25 protein-coding genes are annotated in these 22,955 nt (G+C 29.2%); 18 read left to right on the top strand and 7 right to left on the bottom strand.

Features of this window, described 5'->3' with window-relative positions; translation table 11 throughout:
* Positions 1-78: 78 nt before the first annotated feature.
* Positions 79-1,050, top strand: coding sequence for a DeoR family transcriptional regulator (locus SAR11_RS06255; RefSeq protein WP_011282251.1), 972 nt, complete (start codon positions 79-81; stop codon positions 1,048-1,050).
* A 5-nt stretch (positions 1,051-1,055) separates the two neighbouring features.
* On the opposite strand, the gene SAR11_RS06250 is transcribed toward SAR11_RS06255, so the two are convergent.
* Entirely contained in the window at positions 1,056-1,430 is a 375-nt protein-coding gene (locus SAR11_RS06250; RefSeq protein WP_011282250.1) for a DUF2237 family protein, read from the bottom strand.
* Positions 1,431-1,898: a phosphoribosyl-AMP cyclohydrolase gene (hisI, locus tag SAR11_RS06245; RefSeq protein WP_041185798.1), complete on the bottom strand. Its 468-nt coding sequence runs from the start codon at positions 1,896-1,898 to the stop codon at positions 1,431-1,433.
* Between the two features lie 77 nt (positions 1,899-1,975).
* Between hisI and folE the strand changes: the two genes are divergently transcribed.
* The 3 genes from folE to SAR11_RS06230 are packed head-to-tail and all read left to right on the top strand — an operon-like array spanning position 1,976 to position 4,497.
* Positions 1,976-2,584 carry a GTP cyclohydrolase I FolE gene (folE, locus tag SAR11_RS06240; RefSeq protein WP_011282248.1) on the top strand — a complete coding sequence of 203 codons (609 nt, stop codon included), beginning with the start codon at positions 1,976-1,978 and terminating at the stop codon, positions 2,582-2,584.
* A gap of 20 nt (positions 2,585-2,604) precedes the next feature.
* The gene (locus tag SAR11_RS06235) at positions 2,605-3,606 is read left to right on the top strand and encodes an oxidoreductase (RefSeq protein WP_011282247.1); all 1,002 of its coding nucleotides are present in this window, start codon (positions 2,605-2,607) and stop codon (positions 3,604-3,606) included.
* Complete coding sequence (locus SAR11_RS06230) at positions 3,607-4,497, top strand: LysR family transcriptional regulator (protein WP_011282246.1); 891 nt, start codon at positions 3,607-3,609, stop codon at positions 4,495-4,497.
* Here the strand turns inward: SAR11_RS06230 and SAR11_RS06225 are convergent, their stop codons facing one another.
* Complete coding sequence (locus SAR11_RS06225) at positions 4,498-5,931, bottom strand: helix-turn-helix domain-containing protein (protein WP_006996653.1); 1,434 nt, start codon at positions 5,929-5,931, stop codon at positions 4,498-4,500.
* Positions 5,932-6,042: 111 nt separating this feature from the next.
* On the opposite strand from SAR11_RS06225, the gene SAR11_RS07075 reads away from it, so the two are divergent.
* The 10 genes from SAR11_RS07075 to SAR11_RS06180 all read left to right on the top strand — a co-directional run bounded on the left by SAR11_RS07075 (position 6,043) and on the right by SAR11_RS06180 (position 14,663).
* Positions 6,043-6,204: a hypothetical protein gene (locus tag SAR11_RS07075; protein WP_011282245.1), complete on the top strand. Its 162-nt coding sequence runs from the start codon at positions 6,043-6,045 to the stop codon at positions 6,202-6,204.
* A 45-nt stretch (positions 6,205-6,249) separates the two neighbouring features.
* On the top strand, positions 6,250-7,524 hold the full coding sequence (aceA, locus tag SAR11_RS06220) for an isocitrate lyase (RefSeq protein ID WP_011282244.1): 1,275 nt from the start codon (positions 6,250-6,252) through the stop codon (positions 7,522-7,524).
* Between the two features lie 435 nt (positions 7,525-7,959).
* Positions 7,960-8,979, top strand: coding sequence for a Fe(3+) ABC transporter substrate-binding protein (locus SAR11_RS06215; RefSeq protein ID WP_011282242.1), 1,020 nt, complete (start codon positions 7,960-7,962; stop codon positions 8,977-8,979).
* 74 nt (positions 8,980-9,053) lie between these two features.
* The gene (locus tag SAR11_RS06210) at positions 9,054-10,670 is read left to right on the top strand and encodes an ABC transporter permease (protein ID WP_011282241.1); all 1,617 of its coding nucleotides are present in this window, start codon (positions 9,054-9,056) and stop codon (positions 10,668-10,670) included.
* Positions 10,671-10,674: 4 nt separating this feature from the next.
* Complete coding sequence (locus tag SAR11_RS06205) at positions 10,675-11,733, top strand: ABC transporter ATP-binding protein (protein ID WP_011282240.1); 1,059 nt, start codon at positions 10,675-10,677, stop codon at positions 11,731-11,733.
* A 19-nt stretch (positions 11,734-11,752) separates the two neighbouring features.
* On the top strand, positions 11,753-12,451 hold the full coding sequence (locus tag SAR11_RS06200) for an AzlC family ABC transporter permease (RefSeq protein ID WP_011282239.1): 699 nt from the start codon (positions 11,753-11,755) through the stop codon (positions 12,449-12,451).
* Entirely contained in the window at positions 12,451-12,768 is a 318-nt protein-coding gene (locus SAR11_RS06195; protein WP_018414275.1) for an AzlD domain-containing protein, read from the top strand. Before SAR11_RS06200 ends, SAR11_RS06195 begins: the two co-directional genes overlap by 1 nt.
* Positions 12,738-13,685 (top strand): DMT family transporter, encoded by a 948-nt coding sequence (locus SAR11_RS06190; protein WP_041185797.1) that lies wholly within the window; start codon positions 12,738-12,740, stop codon positions 13,683-13,685. The genes SAR11_RS06195 and SAR11_RS06190 overlap by 31 nt, the downstream gene beginning before the upstream one ends.
* 44 nt (positions 13,686-13,729) lie before the next feature.
* Positions 13,730-14,098 (top strand): TlpA family protein disulfide reductase, encoded by a 369-nt coding sequence (locus tag SAR11_RS06185; RefSeq protein WP_011282236.1) that lies wholly within the window; start codon positions 13,730-13,732, stop codon positions 14,096-14,098.
* 139 nt (positions 14,099-14,237) lie between these two features.
* A complete protein-coding gene (locus SAR11_RS06180; protein WP_006996664.1) occupies positions 14,238-14,663 on the top strand; it encodes a hypothetical protein in 426 nt (141 codons plus the stop codon).
* Positions 14,664-14,672: 9 nt separating this feature from the next.
* On the opposite strand, the gene SAR11_RS06175 is transcribed toward SAR11_RS06180, so the two are convergent.
* From SAR11_RS06175 to SAR11_RS06165, 3 genes are read right to left on the bottom strand one after another with little or no spacing between them, the layout of a single operon-like run.
* Positions 14,673-15,686 (bottom strand): MBL fold metallo-hydrolase, encoded by a 1,014-nt coding sequence (locus SAR11_RS06175; protein WP_011282235.1) that lies wholly within the window; start codon positions 15,684-15,686, stop codon positions 14,673-14,675.
* Positions 15,687-15,722: 36 nt separating this feature from the next.
* Complete coding sequence (locus tag SAR11_RS06170; protein WP_011282234.1) at positions 15,723-17,042, bottom strand: MATE family efflux transporter; 1,320 nt, start codon at positions 17,040-17,042, stop codon at positions 15,723-15,725.
* The gene (locus SAR11_RS06165) at positions 17,043-17,996 is read right to left on the bottom strand and encodes an ADP-ribosylglycohydrolase family protein (protein WP_006996667.1); all 954 of its coding nucleotides are present in this window, start codon (positions 17,994-17,996) and stop codon (positions 17,043-17,045) included.
* A 51-nt stretch (positions 17,997-18,047) separates the two neighbouring features.
* On the opposite strand from SAR11_RS06165, the gene SAR11_RS06160 reads away from it, so the two are divergent.
* Complete coding sequence (locus SAR11_RS06160) at positions 18,048-18,761, top strand: class I SAM-dependent methyltransferase (protein WP_041185796.1); 714 nt, start codon at positions 18,048-18,050, stop codon at positions 18,759-18,761.
* Positions 18,737-19,441: a formylglycine-generating enzyme family protein gene (locus tag SAR11_RS06155; protein WP_011282232.1), complete on the top strand. Its 705-nt coding sequence runs from the start codon at positions 18,737-18,739 to the stop codon at positions 19,439-19,441. The genes SAR11_RS06160 and SAR11_RS06155 overlap by 25 nt, the downstream gene beginning before the upstream one ends.
* 3 nt (positions 19,442-19,444) lie before the next feature.
* Here the strand turns inward: SAR11_RS06155 and SAR11_RS06150 are convergent, their stop codons facing one another.
* The gene (locus SAR11_RS06150; protein WP_006996670.1) at positions 19,445-19,987 is read right to left on the bottom strand and encodes a cytochrome b; all 543 of its coding nucleotides are present in this window, start codon (positions 19,985-19,987) and stop codon (positions 19,445-19,447) included.
* A gap of 3 nt (positions 19,988-19,990) precedes the next feature.
* On the opposite strand from SAR11_RS06150, the gene SAR11_RS06145 reads away from it, so the two are divergent.
* Entirely contained in the window at positions 19,991-20,434 is a 444-nt protein-coding gene (locus SAR11_RS06145) for a cytochrome c (protein WP_006996671.1), read from the top strand.
* Positions 20,435-20,480: 46 nt separating this feature from the next.
* Positions 20,481-22,925: a GcvT family protein gene (locus tag SAR11_RS06140; protein ID WP_011282231.1), complete on the top strand. Its 2,445-nt coding sequence runs from the start codon at positions 20,481-20,483 to the stop codon at positions 22,923-22,925.
* Positions 22,926-22,955 lie beyond the last annotated feature (30 nt).

Here is a 22,955-nt window from a genome sequence, read left to right as displayed (position 1 = left end):
ACAACACAAATCACTAGATGTTCATTTTGGGTTGACTCTTGCTTAAATCATGTCCATTTTGGGTGGAAATATAATTTTATGAAGAAATTATTACCTGAAATATCAAAGCAAATTCGGAGTAAGAATATAAGAGAAGTAATTGAGAAAAACTTTGTTTCGATAATGCCTGTTTGGGTACCACTACAATTAGCTTGGGTTAATAATGTTTACAGAACTTTTCATGATTATGAAAAATTTATGATCATTATGCATTTATTAATGAACACATTTGAAGCTTATTCAAAGAATTTTGTGAAGTTAAATTATGAGGAGTATTTTGATCAAAATGAGGTTGAAATAGAAACAATAAATGTAATAGAGATATCCAAATCACTTAATATACCAAAAGAAACTACTAGAAGAAAAATTAATGAATTAGAAGAAATCGGTGTAATAAAAAGAGTAAATAGAAAGATTATAATTGATAGAAACACTTGGCCAAGCATTAAACCTGAAGAAACAGTAAAAAGAATGACGAGATTTTTATCAACTCTTTCAAATGTATGTGTTGAAGAAGGGATAATATCAGAACCATTCAGCAGTGAACGTTTAACAGAAACAAGCAAGGAATATTTTTCATTTGTTTGGAAACTTTATTATGAAATGCAAATGCCTATGTTATTAGGATATAAAAAAGTTTATGGCGATCTAGAATCCTTTCATATTCATGGCATTTGTTTAGTCAATCACGCTTTGCACTCAAAAAAAAATGATAATAGTGAAATGAATAAAGAATTTTACTTAGAAAAGTACTTCTTTGCTGAGCAAAAGGATGAAGTAGGTGTTAACGCAATGTCTATCTCAGATATTACAGGTATCCCAAGAGCTACAGTTATTAGAAAATTAAATATATTATTAAAACAAAAATTTTTAACAATAGATAGTAAAAAACATTATTCTATAACAGGAGTTTACCAAAAAAAAATATTAGACGTACAAAAAAACACCCTAAACAACTTATCTAAATTTTCTGCACGTATTTATAATTTAAGTTTAATGAAAGATAATTAAATTAATTAAGATAAATCAATAGCATTTTTCTTTAAAACCTCCATTGAAACAAGCTTTAAAGTTTTTTCATGTGTTCTTTTTAAATAAACAGGGCATGGTTTTCCAGCATCAGCAGCTCTTGCATACCAACTAGCACATACACACCAACCATCTCCAGCTTTTAGACCTGGAAACCCAAATTCAGGATGAGGAGTTATTAAATCATTCCCAGCTTCTTTACACCACTCTAAAAATTCTGTTGTAACCTTTGCACAAACTGTATGAACACCGTGATCATTTTCATCAGTACTACAACAACCATCTCTATGCCATCCAGTTAAAGGATCGTTAGAACACTCTTCTAGATCTTCACCTAGAACATTTTTTTGATTGTCACTCATTTAAATTTTTGTAGGATTAGGTTGACCTTTATAGACAACCTCTGGATCAAAAGATTTTTCTTTTTCTTCAAATTTCATTTCAATTTCTCTACCATTTTCAATTGGGCCGAGTGGAATTGATCTATAGAAACACGATCTATAACCAACATGACAGCTTGAACCATCTCCAATATCAACCGTTAACCAAATAGAGTCTTGATCATCATCAATTCTAATTTCAGTTACTTTTTGAGTAAAGCCACTAGTTTTGCCTTTGTGCCAAATTTGCTGTCTAGATCTACTAAAATAATGAGCTTCTTTAGTCTCAATGGTTTTTTTAAAAGCTTCAACATTCATGTAACCATGCATCAAAACATCTTTAGTTTTTGAACACATTGTAATAACTGGAATTAATCCATCATTATCAAATTTTGGTGAAAGGAGTTTGCCCTCTTCGATTTCAACTATATTTTCTCTTTTTTTAAACATAATTAGGTAATTATGTAGCATATTGTTAGATATATTAAATATTTTAAAAACAATGATTTACTGTATAAAGTTGCCTTATGAAATTAGTCGAAGACACAGATAGCAAGATTTTAGATACCAAAAAAGTTTCTGACAAAGAAGCTGAAGAGGCTTTTAAAACTATTTTAACTTGGATGGGTGAAGACCCTAGTAGAGAAGGGTTATTAGAAACTCCAAAAAGAGTTGTTAAAGCATTTAAAGAATATTTTGGTGGATACACTGAAGATGCTGAAAAAATTTTAGAGAAAACTTTCGGCGATGTTGAAGGTTATGATGACATGGTTGTTGAAAAAAATATTTCAGTATCAAGTCATTGTGAACATCATATGGCACCAATAGTTGGTACAGCACATGTTGCTTATATTCCAAATGAAAGAGTTGTAGGTTTAAGTAAACTTGCAAGAGTAGTAGAAGTTTTTTCAAAAAGATTACAGACACAAGAAAGATTAACAATGCAAGTTGCTCAAGCTTTAATGACTTCATTAGATGCAAAAGGAGTTGCTGTTACAATTGATGCAGCACACCAATGTATGACGATGAGAGGTATTAAAAAAGAAAATGCAACAACGGTTACAAATTATTTCTTAGGGGAATTTAAAAAAGATTTAAGTGTTCAGAATAGATATTTGAGATTTATTAGTAAGTAACCTTCTTAAGGAGGAAAAGCATGTCAGATAATTTTAAAGCACTAGTTGTCAATCAAGAAAGTGAAAATTTTACACGAGAAGTAAAATCAATAGATAAATCATTTTTAAAACATGGCGATGTACTTGTTCAAGTAGATTATTCAGACTTAAACTATAAAGATGCACTTATTTTAAATAATGGGGCAAAATTAGTAAAAGAATTTCCACATATCCCAGGAATTGATTTCGCAGGCACTGTTTTAGAAAGTGATAATTCTAAATTTATAAAAGGGGATGAAGTAATCCTTACAGGTTGGAGAGTTGGCGAAATTTACTTTGGTGGCTATTCTCAGTTTGCTAAAGTTAATGGAGATTACTTAGTTAAAAAACCAAAAGATATCTCATCTAAACAAGCAATGATCTTAGGGACTGCTGGATTAACAGCATTGTTATGTTCTTTTGCAATCAAAGCTAGAGAAGAACTTTTGTTAGGTGAAAAAGTAAAAGATGTTTTAGTTACTGGTGCATCCGGTGGTGTTGGAAGTATTGCAGTGATGATTTTAAATAAATTTGGTTATGATGTTACAGCTGTTACTGGAAAGGCAGAAAATGAAAAATATTTAAGATCATTAGGCGCTAAAAATATAATAAATAAAGCAGATTTAGATAAAGACGCTAGACCATTAGACAAAGGTTTATGGGACGGTGTTGTTGATACTGTTGGTGGAAAGATACTTGCTAATGCGCTTGCACAAACAAGAGACAATGGAATTGTTGCAGCCTGTGGAAACGCCTCTGATTATAAATTAAATACAACAGTTATGCCTTTTATTATTAGAGGTGTTAAACTTTGGGGAATTAACTCGGTTACAGCATCGATTAAAAGAAGGGAGTTTGTTTGGAATGAAGTTAAAAGTCTTATTGATTTTGAACAATTAGAAAAATCAATTAAAACTGTGAGTTTAGAAGATTTAATAGATATATATCCGAAAATGCTAAAAGGTGAGACATCTGGACGATATATTGTTGATCTTAATAAATAAATGGATTGGGATAAACTAAAAATATTTCATGCAGTTGCAGAAGCTGGAAGCTTTACTAACGCAACAATAAACCTAAACTTAAGTCAGTCAGCAATTAGCAGACAAATTCAATCTTTAGAACAAGATCTTAAAGTACAACTCTTTGAAAGACACGCAAGAGGTCTTACATTAACTGAAAATGGTGAATATTTATTTAAAACAGCTCATGATGTAATTAGTAAATTAAAAGAAGTTGAATCTACTTTGGGAGATCAAAAAAATAAACCAACTGGTAAATTAACCATTACAACAGTTAGAAGTTTTGGTACCCATTGGTTAACACCTCGTATTCAAGAATTTATGACTTTAAACCCTGAAATAGAAATTGAATTAATTTTTGAAGATAGGGAATTAGACTTAAGTACGAGACAGGCAGATATAGGTATTTTCATGAGAAGACCTAAGCAGCTTAATTATATTCAAAAAAAATTAGTGGATTTAAAATATTATATTTATGGTTCTAATAAATATTTAGAAAAACATGGGATGCCTAAAACTATTTCAGACCTTAATAAACATAAATTCATTTCATTTGGAAAAGGAGCACCATCTCCTGTCTATGATCCAGATTGGGCTTTAAAACTTGGAATTAAAGATGGTAAAAAAAGAAAACCAGTAATGAAAGTTAATAGTGTTATGGGTTTACTTTTAGCAGTTGAAGCTGGTGTAGGTCTTGCAGCACTTCCAGAGTATTTAGTTTCAAATTCAAATAATATAATAAAAGTACTTCCTAGTTCGGAAGGACCTATAACAGAGGCTCACTTTGTCTATCCTCAATCACTTAAAAACACAGCAAGAATAACCGCTTTTAGGAACTTTTTGTTTAGTAAAATTGGTGATTGGAAGTCTTAATTAACTAGACTTATCATTAACATAAACTGAAACACCTCTAGAATTGATATCTACATCAAATTTTTTGTGTAAAGGTGGAAACGCTCTTTGTGGACAATCCAATCTATCACAAGTTCTGCAAGATACACCAATGGGAATTTCTGTAGTTTTATCACTTACATTAATGTTTTCAGTGTACACAAAATCTTTTGCATACTTTGCGTCACAACCTAGTCCAATTGATAAAATACTTTTTGATTGACCAAATCGTCCGACACCTTTTTCAACTGTTCTTGCAATACACACATATTTTTCACCATTAGTCATTTTACTAACTGCTGCTTGAATAACACCGGGTCTTGTGAAGGCTGAATAAACATTCCATCTAGGACATGCACCACCATATCTTGGTATATCAATTCCTGATAATGAAAATCTTTTTGAAATATTTCCAGCCATATCAACTCTTAACATGTGAAAAGGAATTCCAGGTAATTTTGGGTCTTGTAAACATGTTACACGGTGAGCAACTTGCTCAAAAGAAGTTGCAAATGTATTTTGTAAAAGTTCCAAGTCATATTTTAATTTTTTACATTCAGCATGAAAGGGCTTGTAAGGCATTAAAATTGCAGCACCACAATAATTCAATAATGCAACTTTAGTTAATTTTTTAGACTCATCTGATGGAAAAGAAAATTTTGATAAATAAATATCAATATCTTTCATTGCTCCTTCTTGAGCTATCTGAGCTGCTGCATGAAGTTTTTTTGTTTCTAGGGAACTATAATCACTTAACAAAAGTTCTTTTTTGCTCTTATTATAGATTTTAGAAAAAGGCTTTCCTTCTTCAGGTAAAATATCTTTTACTGTAATTGAATATTCTTTATTTAAATACTCACATAACGCAATATATCGAGTTCTATTATTTTTTTGAATTTTATCAAAAACTTTATTTGCAAATTCTTCTAATTTTGGAAAATAGTTTTTATGCTGTTGAAGAAAATCAGATATTACTTCGCCAGGAAAAGAGTTTTTTCTATTATCCACTATCTTACCTGAAATTTTTTCTATTTTATCAATTAGTTCGTGATCTTTCTTTTTAAGAATATCTCCTAATCTAACAAGGGCTCTACCGATCTTTGGGTTTGTGCCAACAAGGTCTTTAACTTCAGGACCAAGAATATCTAAGTCTTCAAATAATTTATCATCTAAAATTTCTGAAATTGTATTTTCTAAATTAATATCTGATTTTGAAGTTAAGTCTGAAAGTTGAATATTTAATTTTTCACAAACCTTAAGTAATAAATCTCCATCTATTTTTCTTTTTCCACTTTCAATTAAATTCAAATAGCTTGGAGAAATTCCTAGATCCTCTGAAAGTTTATTAGCTTGCAGTCCTAACTGCCTTCTAAAAGCTTTTATTTTTGGACCTATTTTAATATCTAATTGACTCATATAAGTTATTTGTAAATTTTGTAAATTTTAATTTACAATAAATTATGTTGTTTTACAAGGTTTTTAACGATTTTGTTGGAATTTGTAAATTTAGTAAATTATAAAGTTTACATGGACGATAAAATTAAAAATACTGAAAATGAAGCTCAAATCATAAGAGAAGAAGACATTTCTCAATATAATGCAAAAGGCATTTATATAAGAGATGATCACTGTGATTGGGGCTCAAGTGGAATGGATGCTTTAGTTGATCAAATCAACGACAGTAATTAATTCGTTCACTTAAAATATTTTCACAACATAACAGTAAAGGACTAAATGAGTGCTGAGAACATCTCATACGATTTAAAAAGATTTGCAGGAATTAAAAGAGATTATACCCCAGAAGAGGTTGAGAGATTAAGAGGTTCATTTAAAATTGAATACTCTATGTGTAAACACCAATCCAAAAAATTATGGGATTTGTTAAATTCAGAAAATTATATTAATACATTGGGATCTCTATCGGGAAACCATGCTATTCAACATGCAAAAGCTGGATTAAAAGCAATTTATTTAAGTGGATGGCAAGTAGCAGCTGATGCAAATACGGCTGGTGAAATGTATCCAGATCAATCCTTATATCCATATGATAGTGCGCCAAAATTAGTTGAGTCGATGAATAATGCATTAATTAGAGCAGATCAAATTCAGCATATGGAATTACAAGATGGTGAAATGAAATCAAATGATAGAACAGATTATATGTTGCCTATTATTGCAGATGGTGAAGCAGGTTTTGGTGGTCCATTAAATGTTTTTGAATTAGCAAAAAAATTTATTAAAGCAGGTGCGGCTGGAGTTCACTTTGAAGATCAATTAGCTAGCGAAAAAAAATGTGGCCATATGGGTGGAAAAGTTTTAGTTCCAACTGGCACTATGATTAAAAACTTAAAAGCTGCAAGACTTGCAGCGGATATCGCAGATGTACCCTTAATAATTTTAGCAAGGACTGACGCTAATGCTGCAAAATTAATTACGAATGATTTTGATGAAAATGATAAACCATTTTTAACTGGTGAAAGATCACCAGAAGGTTTTTATTATGTTAAACACGGAATTGATCAAGCAATTTCCAGAGGTTTAGCATACGCGCCTTATTCAGATTTAATCTGGTGTGAAACTGCAACACCAAACTTAGAAGAGGCAAAAAAGTTTGCAGATGCAATTCATAAAAAGTTTCCTGGTAAATTATTAGCTTACAATTGCTCCCCCTCATTCAATTGGAAAAAGCATTTATCAGATGCTGAGATTGCAACATTTCAGCAAAAAATTAGTGAGATGGGATATAAATTCCAATTTATAACTCTTGCAGGATTTCATACTCAAAATATTGCAATTTTTGAACTTGCTGAAAAATATAAAACAGAAGGAATGACTGCTTATTCTAAAATCCAAGAGCTTGAGTTTGCTAGAGAAAAAGATGGCTATACAAGTGTTAAACACCAACGAGAAGTTGGAACATCTTATTTTGATGCAGTTTCAAATACCATAAGTAGTGGAAAAAGTTCTACAACTGCTATGGCAGGATCAACAGAATCTGAGCAGTTTTAATTAGTCTTTAATAACCTTTCTAAATATGATTATATATTTAGATGCTTATAAGTAGTATACTTTTAGTCATTCTTTATATTTCTCACAGATACATTGTTGCTTGGATTATCTACTACAATAAGACAGATGAACGTTTTGGTAATTCTGTATGGCGTTGGTCATATGACTATCAAGTAATTGGAGAAAGAGATGTTTCAGACCTTGATGATAAGCCATTTGTAAGAAAAAGAAGAGTTAGAAACCGGGCTGTCTCAATAATGTACTGCAATTTCTTTATAGGGTTTTATGCATTCATGTCTTTCCTAAGTAATCTGCTTATCCGGATATTAACTTAATTAACCATTGTAAACTGCGTCAATAAATGCGATTGATAATCATTCGCAATGTTAATAATAAGCATTCTAAACTAATCAAGGGTAAAAAATAAAGGAAAAAATGAAAAAAATTATACTTATTATATTAACCTTGAGTTTTTTTAAAAGCATGACATTAGCTAATGAAGTTAATGTTTTTAGTGCAAGACATTACGATTCAGATATCCAGCTTTACAATAAATTTACATCTCAAACTGGAATTAAAGTGAATGTCATATCCGGCAAAGATAAATCTCTTCAAAAAAGAATTATAGAAGAAGGAAAAGATTCAAAAGCTGATCTTTATATTACAGCTGATGCTGGAAAGTTAGGACTTTTCGATTTAAAAGGGATGTTTCAAAACTCTATGTCGCCAGCAATTAAATCTGCAGTACCGGCAAACTTTAGATCTAAAAATTGGACAGGAATAGCTAAAAGAGCACGAATAATTTATTACTCTCCAGAGAGAGTAAGTGACAATGATCTTAATGGATTGACTTATGAAGGTCTTGCTGATCCTAAGTGGAAAGGTAGAATTGTTATAAGACAATCTAATAATATTTATAATCAATCTCTAGTAGCTTCATTAATAGATAATAATGGAAAAGAGAGAACTACTATTTGGGCAGAAAATTTGGTTAAGAATATGGCTAGAGACTCAAAGGGAAATGATAGAGCTCAGATTTTAGCTGTAGCAGCTGGCGAAGCTGATATTGCTGTTGCAAATACTTATTATTACGCACTTATGCTTTCTGGTAGTAAAGGTGCAGAGCAACAAGAGGCTGCAAAAAAAGTATTACCATTTTTCCCAAATCAGGGTGATAGAGGAACACATATGAATATTAGTGGAGGTGGAATATTAAAATATGCTCCAAATAAAGATAACGCAATTAAACTGTTAGAGTTTTTATTAACTAAAGATGCTCAACAACATATTGTTAATAATACGTATGAATATCCAATGATTGAAGGTGTTGAGCCTCATGGATTAATTACACAAATGGGGTTTAATTTTAAACAAGACCTTAAAACTAAAGTAGCTAATTACGGAAAAAATCAAGCTATCGCATTAGAGATAATGCTTAACGCGAAGTGGAAATAAAGAGGTTATAACACAGCGCGCTTTTAATATTAAGTTAATTACCCTGCTTGATGTTATTAGTGCGTTGTTAAAAAATGGGTAATAAGATTAACATTTGGTATTTTAGTTCTTTTGTCATATCCATAATTGTAGCTGTACCCATTATAACTGTATTCAGTAGTTTCTTTGAAACAACTGGAGGCTATGTAACAGTTTTAAAAAATACTTTTCTTTTAGATTATATTTATAATTCATTAATACTTTTGACAGGTGTTTTAACCTTAACTTTTATTATAGGAGTTGGTTGTGCTTATTTAGTTTCATTTTATAAATTTCCTGGTGTTAATTTCTTTAAATGGGCTTTAATCCTATCTTTTGCAGTACCAGCCTATATTTATGCATATTCATTAACTGCTTTTTTTGAAAACTATGGAACGGCTTTTTCAATTTTAAAAAACTTATTGGGCGAGGGAAATTACAACGCTCATATTCCAAAGTTTGATGGAATGTTAGGCGCAATAATTTCAATATCATTTTCGTTATTTGGTTATATTTACGTATTAACTAGAGCATCATTTCATTATCAGTCACAAAACTTAATAGAACTTGGTAAAAACCTTGGCTTTTCTAAGCAAAAATCATTTTTTAAGATAATCTTACCTTCAGCAAGACCTGCAATAGTTGCTGGCCTTTCGTTGGTTGCGATGGAGACCTTATCAGATTTTGGTTCTGTTTCATTTTTTGGAGTGTCGACTTTAACAACAGGTATTTATAATGCATGGATATCTTTTGACGATCTTACTTTAGCAAATAGGTTATCATCTTACTTGTTAATTTTTATACTTGGACTTTTTGTTATAGAAAATCTATCTAGAAAAAAAGCTCAATATCACACATCATCAAAAGGAGGGTTTAAATCAAAATCTGTAGTTCATTTATATAATTATAAATCAATTTTAGCGTTTTTATTTTGTACGTTAGTATTTTTCTTAAGCTTTTTATTTCCAGTTTTTCAAATGTTATATTGGACAATTATTTTTCCAAAACACTTTTTAGATTTAAATTTAATTGAATTATTCTCAAATACAATGTTGTTAGTTTTTTTATCGTGTTGCTTATTAATATTATTAGCCTTTATTTCAAACTATGGAAACAGAGTTTCAAAAAGTAAATTTTTAGAAGCATTAAATACATTTTCTATTTCTGGATATGCAATACCTGGAATTATTTTAGCAGTTGCTTTTATAACATTTATTTCATGGTTAGATCTAAATATGATTAATTATCTTGGAACAGAAACGATTAAACCTATTTTTATTGGATCAATTTTTGGTCTGATTTTAGTTTACTTTATAAGATTTTATTCCTTAGCAAATAATGGAATTAAATCTGGCTACCTAAAGATTAATTATTCTATAGATGAAAGTGCTTATCTTCTTGGTTATTCAAAACTTAAAACATTTAAAAATATTCATGTTCCTTATTTAAAGAATTCTGTTTTATTAATAGGTATTTTGTTAACTATAGAGATAATTAAGGAATTACCCATTACTCTAATTATGAGACCATTTAATTTTGAAACCTTTGCAACAAAAGCATACATTTATGCTTCCCAAGATTTACTTGAAGCTGCAGCGGCCCCATCATTACTGCTTATTCTTATTGCAAGTTGCTTTATTTTAATTACATCTAGATATATCCTTAAGGATTAAAATTATGACAAAAAATTTTTTAGAAATAAATAATGTAACATTTGCAGCAAGTGCTCAGAGCAAAGTAAATAATGTGTCTCTTACAATCGAAAATCAAGGAGACATTGTTTGTTTATTAGGCCCATCAGGTATTGGTAAAACTACTATTCTTAGAACAATTGCAGGTTTGGAAAAAATACAATCAGGAAAGATTATCTTAAAAAATAAAATCTTATCATCTGATAAAACTCATATTGAACCTGAAAATAGAAATATTTCTATGGGGTTTCAAGACAATTCACTTTTTCCCCATTATACGGTTTTAGAAAATATAAAATTTGGTGCTGATAGAAATAAAAAGAAGAAGAAAGGCTTAAATTTAAATGAAATAAATAAGCTTCTTCATATCGAACACATTGCTGATAAATATCCACATCAGATAAGTTCTGGAGAAGCTCAAAGAGCTTCATTAGCAAGGTCTTTGCTATCTAATCCTGATTTATTGTTATTAGATGAACCTCTTTCAAATGTTGATCAGAACTTTAAAGAAGAAATACAGGTTAAATTAAAGCAAATTTTAACAGAACATAAAATTACAACAATTATTGTAACGCACGACTCATACGAAGCTTTTTATTTGGGAACAAAATGTGGAATAATTTTAGATGGTCAACTTAAACAATACGATGATCCGTATAATGTTTACCATTTTCCAAACTCAATAGAGGTGGTTAATTTTTTAAATCGAGGCATATTAATCCCAGCAAAAGTTACAGGTGAAAATAGTTTAGAAAATGATGATCTTGGAACAATAACTGGAGATTTTATAAAACATTATCCAAAAGGGTCTGAAGTTCAACTTTTATTGCAGCCTGAAGATCTAGAACATGATGATCAAAGTAACTTAAAATTAGAAGTAGTAGATAGAAAATTTAGGGGAACAAATTTTATCTACACCCTTAAAACTACAAGTAATAGATTAGTACCTGTTTTTGTTCATTCACATCATATTCATCAGCATGAAGTTGACGAAAAATTTGGTATCAAGCGTCCTATTAATATTGATCATATAGTTTGTTTCTAATACAAAATCTTAAATTAAAATGAATAATAGATTAAAAACATTATCCAAAGGGATTATTGATGTAAGTCCTTTAATGATACCGGTAGTTCCATTTGGAATTATATATGGTGTTATTGGAATGGAGCTAGGTTTGAGCGCGTATATGACATTTGGTATGTCTATTATAATTTTTGGTGGAGCCTCTCAAATTGTCTTATTGCAATTATTTTCTGGAGGTGCATCATCATTAGTTGCAATAACATCAGTTACGGCAGTAAACTCTAGACATTTATTGTACGGTGCAGTTTTTTCTGAATATCTATCTCACTTAAGGCTTACTTGGAAAATTATATTATCCTATGTGTTAATTGATCAAGCGTTTGCGGTCTCAAATATTTATTTTAAGAAAAATTTAAATAATAAGTATAAACATTATCACCTATTAGGTGCTGGATTTACTTGTTGGACAATTTGGCAAATTTCAACAATTTTAGGAATAGTTCTTGGATCAGTAGTACCTGAAGAGTTAGGGTTAAGTTTTACGATTTCCTTAACCTTTCTTGCTTTGTTGATTAATGATTTTAGAAAATTTAAGAACGTAATTGTAATGCTAGTATCAGGTATTGTGGCAACCATTGGTTATAATGCTATTCCATTTCAAGCTTACATTATTGTAGCAGCACTATCAGCCTTATCAGTTGCTACTATAATTACATTAATTGATAAGAAGAAAAAATAATGCATTGGACAACAATTATATACTGTGGAATTTTGACTTATATGACAAGATTTTCTATGATCTTTTTTTTAAAGAGAGATATTTTGAATGAAAAGACAAAAAAAGTTTTATCCTATGTTCCATCAGCTATTTTTCCAGCAATAATATTTCCTCCTATATTTCTTAATGCTACAGGGTCTATAGACATTGATAGTAATCCAAAATTACTAGCAGCCATATTTGCCATTATCGTTGGTTATTTTAGCAGAAGTATTATTGTTACAATTTTAGCAGGCCTAGCTTCTTACTGGTTTCTAATTTTTGTATATTATCAATAAAAAAGCCTATATTTACTCCCAAAATGTTTGCAAAAGTTAAAATTAACAATGAGTTATTGGGCATACTATATATGCTTTTATGTCAGTTTTCATTTGCAACAAATGATGCTTTTGTAAAAAATATATACCAACACTACAATGAAATATTTGTTTTAAATCAAATAATTTTTATAAGAGGGATCTTTACACTACTATTTATTTTATTATTTCTTTACATAAAAAAACAATTAAATTTTAAGTTAATTTTTTCTTCGACAGAACTAAAGATAAGAGGGTTTCTTGAGTCTTTAGCCGCATTATTTTTTTTTATAGGTATTGCCTTACTACCTTTTGCAAAAGTTTATATTCTATTAAGTATGGCACCAATTATCTTAACTGCATTTGGGGCAATCTTTATGAATGAAAAAGTAAGATGGAGAAGATGGAGTGCTGTAATTTTAGGTTTTATTGGAGTTGTTGTGGTTGTTAATCCAGGGAAATTAGAGTTTGGTTATTATTTTATATTTCCAATTTTAGCAGCAATCATGCTTTCAATTAGAGATATGTACACAAAAAATTTTAAAAAAGATTATCACAGTCTTCAAACTGCATTTATGACATGTTTTGTTGTGACTATTTTTTTTGGAATATTAAGTATTTACAAATTTTATGATTTTACGTTAAAAGATATTTTTATTTTATTTATTTCTGCTTTTTTTTTAGCAATGGGTTATATTTTTTCAATTGCAACTATCAAGATTGCACTTGTGTCTGTTACATCAACTTTTAGATATTCAGTGATTTTATGGGGCATTATTTATGGATATTTTTTATTTGATGAAGTTCCTTCGACTAATAGTTATATTGGAGCATTAATTATTATAATTAGTGGTTTAATTATCATATCGAGACAGAAACAAATTGGGGTTATAAAATAAAACAATGAGTTGTTAATTAACTTGGCAACTTATATATTTAAAATATGAAAAAAATCTTAATTCTAATTTTTATATTATTGTCATTTAACTCATTTGCCGTAGAAAAGAATACTACCTTTAATAATGAAATTTTCCAAAAAGCTCAACTCGATGGAAAAATAGTTGTTATAAATTCTTGGAATGAAACATGCACAACCTGTAAGGTTCAAATTAAGATCCTAAATCAAGCCGAAAAAGACTTTGAGGACATCCTCTTTTTAAGCTTTGAGCAAGAAAAGGATAAGACTATTGCAAAACAATTAGGAATTGACTATTGGACAACAATTGTAATTTACCAAAATAACAAAGAGGTCTATAGAAGCATCGGTCAAATGAATAAAGACAAAATTTATTCTGCTATTAAATCTCTTTAATCTTTAAATAACATCATCATAATAAAGTTAAAAACATTCGTATTTTTAAAGATTTTATTATCTTGTATATTACAGTTTTAGTAGTAGATAATCAGAAATTATACCCATTTAATAACACTTATTTACACACTCTATAAAAATGAAAAAAAAGAAAATTGTTAAAGATAGCTACATTGTAAGAACAAAAAAAAGAATACTTAGAGACACAATAGAAACAGAAAAAAAATATACTACTAATTTTAAAGACATTAGAAATTACTTTAAGATTTTTAATAAATCTTTATTTAATAATAAACTCAACCCTTTTAATGATGTAATGATTAAAAGAATAGTAAGAGGATCAGGGCAATGTGTTGAATATATCTCTTATAGAAAAGGTACAAATAAATTTGTACTTGAGATGATGCCTAAATATAAAAATAAAATGGAGTTTTTAAATACTTTATCTCATGAAATGGTTCACTTATGGCAACAAACAATTAAAAAAGATACTGGTAATCATAATAAATTATTTTTTAGTTTTAGAAATAAATTTAAAAGATTAAATTTAAAGTTAAGTTATTAAATTCTAATTTTATAAATCTAAACCTTCTTTTTTCCAATTCTTAAGACCACCAATTAAGTGAAAACAATTGGTAAATTGATAAGATTTTGATAATTGAACTGCTAGAGTCGATCTATGACCATGTGCGCAATAAAATAAAATTCTTTTATCTTTTAAAGTATTTTTGTTTTGTTGTAGATACTCGTTAATTTCTGGAAAACGAACCACTGTACTATTTTTAATCATACCATCTTTATCTATTTCATTTTGCTCTCTAAGATCAATTAAAATTGACTGAGCATCATTTTTAATTTCATTAAATTTTTCTGGTTCGACACCGTTATTTACTTTTTGTCTATTAAAATCTATTCCTAATTGTAAATTACTAGGAACTGCAACATCCATCATACTTGGATTAGGCAAATTTAAATTATTCATAATTTCGATATATTGATCTGCAGAACTTACCTGCAGTCTTGGGTTGAATTTTTTTTCTTCTATTATGGTACTGACCATCTCTCCTTTATAATCATGAGCAGGGTAAATTAATGTTTCATCTGGAAGTTTTAAAAGTTTATTAAAAATAGAATTATACGAATCTCTTGCATTTCCATTTTGAAAATCTGTTCTACCGGTTCCTCTAATTAATAATGCATCTCCAGTGAAAACCCTATCATTCATTAAGAAGCTAAAACTTTCTATGGTGTGACCTGGGGTATAAATTGCCTGTAATTCTAAGCCATCAATTTTAATTGTCTCTTCATCGGCAACTTGCATTGCAACCACATCAGCAGGGGTTTTGTCACCCATTACTGTAACGCAATTCGTTTTATCTCTTAGTTCGGCAATACCTGAGATATGGTCAGCATGGATATGAGTATCAATAACTTTTACTAACTTTAAATCTAGTTCTTTAAGGAGCTTAATATATTGTTCAACATTTTCTAACACTGGATCAATGATTAAGGCCTCTCTTCCTTTTGCAGAAGCTATTAGGTATGTAAATGTGCTTGAAGCTTTATCAAAGAGTTGTCGAAATAACATTGATTTAGAATACCATTTTATCAGGGGCAGTTGTATTTATTTAGTGGTACTAAATCTTAAATAAATTCTGTCTAGGTAATAAAATAAAGATAAAGCCCTTAGCACCATAAACAAGCATAAAGATATCCAGATACCTGTATTACCCATTAATTTTGTTAAATATAAAGACATTAATAGATAAGAAAATACAGAAAAAATCATGGCATTTCTAAGCTCTTTTGTTTGTGATGCACCAATAAATATTCCATCAAATTGATAACAAAATGATGAAATTAAAGGCATTAGTATTAGCCATACTGCATAAGAAGAACTTAGATTTCTAATAGTTTCAATATCAGACATTAGTGTAATGACGTGTTTGTTAATAAAAAAATAAATTATCGAAATAATTAATCCAGTAAGGGTGCTTAAAATAAAAGAGTTTTTAACAATTTTTTTAAACAAGCTTATATCTTTTTTACCTAAGGAATAACCAACCATACCTTCGGTTGAAAATGCATAAGCATCAAGAATGAAAGCAGACAAAAAGACCAGGTTAATAAGAATTGCATTTGCTGCAATGTAATCTTCACCTATTTGACTGCCAAGGTAAGTAAACCAAAAAAATGAAAAAGTTAGTAAAATGGTTCTAATAAATATATTTAGATTAATATTAAAAATGTTTTTAAGTTTATTTAGATCTATTAATTCATTAATATTGATATTGATTTTAGACATTTTATTTAGATACCAAAATGTATAAATTAAAAAAGATGTAGATATCAAAAGTGCAGAGACTAAAGTCCCATAAGCAACCCCTTTGATATTTAAATCAAATTTTGAAACAAAAATAATACTTAAAATTATATTTAGAATCGAAAAAAGACCAACAGCTAAACTTGAAATTTTAGTTTTCTGTAATCCAACAAATAAACCAGTTATAATGTAAAGGGTTAACTCACCAGGCGCTGAATAAATTCTTATTTGAAAGTAATCCTGGTAAAATTCCCTAGTAGTGTCTGATAAATTAAAAATACCCGCACTTAGATTAAATATAAAACTTTGTAATAAAATTAAGATCAATGAAATTAGCAAAACAAAAACTAAATTTCGAATAACAATATTAAATATTTCTGTATAATCTTCTTTTCCATAGGCTTGTGAAACCAATCCAACGGTTCCCATTCTTAAAAAACCAAAGCTCCAAAAAATCATAGAAAATAAATTAGCAGCCACTGAAGTTGCTGATAAATATGATAAGTTACCAAGGTTACCCATTAAACCAGTATCAATAATACCAACTAATGGAATAGCCAAATTTGCAAAGAAAATTGGAATAGATAATTTTAAAATGTATTTAATGGATGGGTTTTGCATTTAAGCAATAAATTTCAGTATAGATTTTGCAGGATTTGTTTTTTTTATCCAATCCTGAGGAATACCTTTTAAACCTTTATAAGCTGCAAAATAAGCACCGACAAAATTAGCACGAGAACAATTGCATCCACCAGCTTTAATTGTTTTAATAACCGCAGTTTTAAAACTTTTAGAGGTTATGATTGCATGTATTCCTCCATTAAAAGTACCTGGATAACTACATGCTTTACCAAATTTCTTTACAACAAAATTGTGGGGTTTTGATTTTACCTTTTTAACTTTTTTGATGTTTTCAATGACATTTTTAAAGTATTTATTTTTTATATTTTTTCTTAAAAAGCTATTAACTGGATCCTTGTCCCCCTTATCAGCTAAATCAATAATCTTAAGTTTTGCCAATGCAAATTGTTCGCTAATTTTACCATTAGCAACCGTTCTTATAATTTGTTTTGTTTTGTGGTCAGAATTATTTGAAAAATAAAAGGGTAGGCTTGCACAATACCCATCAGACTCGTTAACTTTAGTCCCACCTGTGATAGTTTTTTTTAATTTAATATTTTTGATAGTTTCTAAAATATTTTGATGGATCCATGGACCTTTCATGGCTGTTTTCCACTTAATCTTTTTGTATTTTTTTCTTAAAGATAAATTTTTCCAATATTTTGACCCTGGTCCAAAATTTTTGACAATATTCTTTTTAAAAAGTTTAATAACCTCTTTATGATTAGTGGTCTTAGTTAATGTTTTAAACATTACTTGACCCACATCATTATATCCTGAAACTTCACCTGTTTTAATAGAGTAGAATGGGGATCTATTTTGTTTAAAGAAAGCAATATTTTTTTTTCCTTTAATATAAGATTTTAGTTTTTTTTCATCATACACCCAGTGCAAAGGTCGGGCTGCTGCATCTGCAACAGTTGCGCCAAGAAATATATGCAACTTTTTAAACATGAGTTACTAATACTTTATTTAAATATAAGTTAAAATGTTTTAAATTAGGTAATGTTAAGTATAAAAAATTGGGATAATAAAACTTGGATTTCATCAGCTAAATATATCCAGTCCTTTAATAATTTTTTATTAAAGCAAAAAAAACTAACTAAATACTCAAAAATTCTAGATATTGGTTGTGGCCGAGGTAAGATAATGGGTTCGTTATCCTCTAAACTCAAATTAATTAATAAGCCTGTTGGACTTGATATTGAAAATCACAAAGATTTTGACAAAAGAATTAGTTTTAAAAAAATAAATGCAATTCAATATCTAGGAAATAATAAAAAGAAATTTGATTTAATATTAATTAAACAAACTATTCATTTATTTAATCTAAAAGATATTAAGAAAATTTTAACTTATGCATACTCTAGTTTAGAAGTAGGAGGGATTATTTTAATTTTAACTTTAGATACAAAAGATAATGAAATACCCACATTTTCCTTGATGAAACAAAAACTTAACCAATCTTTTAAAAGAGATAGTCTTATTTGGAAAAAACTACTTAAGCTTAATATAAAAAAAAGTACTGCTAGCTTTAACTTTAAAGTTAATATTAAGAAAAACGTATATTTAAAAATGATAAAACAACGCTATATATCTACTTTATTAAATTTTAATTCACTTCAAATTTCTAACGGAATTAATGAGATTAATCTAAATTATAAAAAAAATATTTTATTCAACGATAAGCTTAAATGCATAATATTTACAAAACTATAAAGTATTTCTCGATATTTATATTAATCTTACCAATTAAAGTATTTAGTTTTGAAAATGAGAAAATTAACTTTGGAAAATTTTCACTAAATAAATATGAAGTAACAATTATGGAGTTTAATAATTATACAATTAAAAACGAAGTCATTACAGAAGCTGAAAAAAATGGTGGAGGTTACGAATGGGGTGCTGGTTGGGTTAAACGTGATAATTGGAATTATAAAACACCTTATGGAAAAAAACCTGATAGTGAATTAGAGCCCGCTGTTCATCTAAGTAGATTTGAAGTTGAGAATTATTGCAAATTTATAAATGGCCGATTGCCTACATTTGAGGAATGGTCTTATGCAGCTTACACTCAAATATTTGCATCCAATAAATTTGATAAAGATAAAACTTATAGATACCCTAGTGGAGATATAGCTAAAGAAATGAACTCCCAAGGTTTATTAAATTATGACAAGCATGTTGATGTAACAACATTACCAGAAGGTATAAATGGGCTAGTCGCAATGGGTGGTAATGTGTGGGAATGGGTCGATGATCAGGAAAAAAATAACTCTTTAACAGCAGGGGCCTCCTGGTGGTATGGAGGTTCAAAGACCAGTATTAATGGAGCTCAATATAAACCCTCGAACTTTTATGCAATCTATGTTGGTTTTAGATGTGCATTTGATAATTAAAAATTATAAAATTCTCTTTAAAATATTTTCCCTTAATAAAAATTTATGAAACAGTACTGCTAAAATATGTAATGCAATTAATCCAATTAATACATAATTTGCTAATACATGAATTGAATAAAACTGTTCTGAGAGTTCAAAATTATAAGTTAGATTAACTTTTTTGAAAAAAATAACTAAACTTTCACCATTAAATAATTTCTTAAAAATACCCGATATAGTTATTGTTAATAAAGCTAAATATAAAAAAAAGTGGTTTAACTTTGCTAAAACTTTTTGACCAGGAAAAGCATTGTCATTGAAATTTGGTGTAGGAGATAATAGTTTAAAAGTTAGCCTTATTAGAGTTGTGTAAAATAGGATTAATCCAAATAATATATGATAATTTTCTATATCAACCCTAAATTGATCAAAGTCTAAATCAACCAAATAAAACCCCAAAGGTATTTGAATTAGTAATCCTGCGGCAGTTAGCCAATGGATTAATTTGGCAAGTAATCCATATTTTGATATGTTGTTAAATATAGACATGTTTAAATTAAACATATTATGACATTAATTAAAAACACTTTATTTTTTATATTTATATTATTTTATAGCTTCAGTGCTTTTTCAGAACAAACGGTTGAAGAGATTATCAAAGAAAGAAAATCTATTTTTAGTAAAAATTACAAAACTGCCAAAAGAGTCCAAGGTCTTGCTTCTAATGGAAGTTTAGACGAAGCAAAAAAACTAATGATTGAAATGAGCGATAATTATAAAAGATTAATTGATCTTTTTCCTGAAAATTCAAAAGTAGGATTTAAAACAGAGGCTTTACCTTCTATTTGGGAAAATAAAGATGAATTTAATTTATTAATGACAAAAGCTTCAAGCAATATGATCGAGTTAACGTCTGTCATTGATGGGGCAGAAGATATGAAGGCAACTCTTGGAAAATATATGTGGAGTAGCTGTAAAGCTTGTCACTCAAAATTTAGAGCTGAACATTAAGATTTAGTTGTTTGTATTTAAAAATTTTAATATTGTTTAAATATAAATGTCAGCCGTATTACCAAAATCAGCTAAAGTAGTAGTTATTGGAGGGGGTGTTGCTGGCTGTTCTGTTGCTTATCACCTTGCAAAATACGGTTGGAAAGACACTATATTATTAGAAAGAGATCAACTTACTTCAGGAACTACTTGGCATGCAGCAGGACTTGTTGGTCAATTAGGAGCATCAGCCACTATTACACGGCTTAGAAAATATTCCTTAAATCTTTATAAAGAATTAGAAAAAAAAACTGGATTATCAACTGGATTAAAACAAAATGGTGCAATCACAGTTGCAAGTACACCCGAAAGATTACAAGAATTATTAAGACAAGCAACAGCTGCGCAGTTGTTTGATGTTAATGTTGAAAGCGTTAATAAACAAAGAATAAAAGAACTCTATCCCGTTATAAATGATGATGACATTTTAGGTGGAGTTTATATGCCAGAAGATGGTCAGGCAGATCCTATAGGGGTTACTAATGTATTAGCTAAAGCTGCAAAGATGGAAGGGGCTCAGATATTTGAGAAAACTCCTGTTGAAAAAATATTGGTTAAAGACAAAAAAATTGTTGGTGTTCAAACTAAATTTGGCAAAATTGATTGTGAATACGTTGTAATTGCAACTGGGATGTGGTCGAGGCAAATTGGAGAAGATATTGGTGTAAGTATTCCATTATATCCAAATGAGCACTTTTACATAATCACAGAACCATTAGATAAATTACCTAAAAACTTACCAGTTTTGAGAGACTATAATTCCTGTCTTTATTTAAAAGAAGATGCTGGGAAAATGTTAGTTGGAATATTTGAACCTAATGCAAAACCTGCATTTAAAGACAAAGGAGTGGTGCCACTGGACTTTTCTTTTGGAGAGTTTCCAGATGATTTTGATCACTTTGAGCCTTATCTTGAAAAATCATTTCAAAGATTACCCATGTTAGAAACTGCTGGAATTAGAAAATTTTTTTCAGGGCCTGAATCTTTTACCCCTGACACGCAATATCTTTTAGGAGAAACTCCTGAAGTGAATAACCTTTTTACGTGTTGTGGATTTAATAGCATTGGGATCGCAAGTTCTGGGGGTGCGGGCAGAGTTACTGCTGAATGGATGATTAATGGATATATGAATGAAGATTTATTTTCACTCGATATTAAAAGATTTCAAAAATTTCATTCATCTAAAAAATTTATTATGGAAAGGGTAACGGAAACTCTTGGTGATTTATATGGAATGCACTGGCCCTATAAACAACATAACACATCAAGAAATCAAAGACTTTTACCTTATCATGAAGAGTTAAAAAAAGAGGGAGCATGCTTTGGTGTATCAGGTGAATACGAAAGACCGATGTGGTATGCAAAAAGTAATGAAAAAGCAGAATACAAATATAGTTTTGATTATCAAAATTGGTACCCTTCAGTTGAATTTGAAACAAAAAATACAATCACCAATGTTGGTCTTTTTGAACTCTCTCCTTTTTCTAAATATGAAATAAAAGGAGAAAATGCACACAGTGAATTACAAAGAATATGTACAGCAAATATTAAAAATGAAATAGGAAGATCAACTTACACCCAAATGTTAAATGAGGGTGGAGGAATTGAAACAGACTTAACAGTTATTTGTATTGATAAAAATCATTTTAGAATAATAAGCTCAGCTGCAACAAGAACTCACGACAAAGCACATATTTTAAAACATTTATCACCTAATTTAGAATTTAAAGATATTACGGATGATCTTGTTTGTTTGGGAATTTTTGGACCAAAAAGTAGAAATTTAATTTCAAAAATTTCAAATGATGATTTTAGCAATGAAACATTTAAATTTGGTTATGGCAAATTTGTAACGCTTGGTTCAAAAAAAATTTGGGCCCAAAGATTATCTTATGTGGGTGAGTTAGGATTTGAACTTTATATTGAAAATAAAGATGCTAAAGAAATTTATCAATTAATTATTGAAGAGGGAAAAAATCATAATTTATCTCATTGTGGTTCTCATGCAATGGATACTATGAGAATGGAAAGTGGTTTTTTACATTGGGGTCATGATATTTCACCTGAAGAAAACCAATACGAGGCAGGATTAAATTTTGCAATAAGCTATAAAAAAGAAACCAATTTTATTGGTAAAGAAAGCTTATTAAAAATAAAAGATCAAAAGCTAAATAGAAGATTTATTATACTGTCACTTAAAGATAGTAAGCCAGGCACACCTCTATTACTACATGAAGAGCCAATTTATCTAGAAGATAAGATTATTGGGAGAACAACATCCGGCAATTATTCCTTTAATTATAAAAAAAACTTGTCTTTTGGATATGTAAGCTCAATACATTCAAATGAAGAACTTTCAAAAATGAACCTATATATTGAAGTTGCTAAACAGAAATTACCAGCACTAGTAGAGATCGCTCCCCTAAAAGATAAACGTGCTAGATTGTTATAATTTTAGTTGCCGAGTTTAATAATTGATGGT

The sequence above is a fragment of the Candidatus Pelagibacter ubique HTCC1062 genome (genome assembly GCF_000012345.1).
Taxonomy (GTDB): Bacteria; Pseudomonadota; Alphaproteobacteria; order Pelagibacterales; family Pelagibacteraceae; genus Pelagibacter; species Pelagibacter ubiqueversans.
This window is presented reverse-complemented; position numbering and strand designations above follow the sequence as displayed.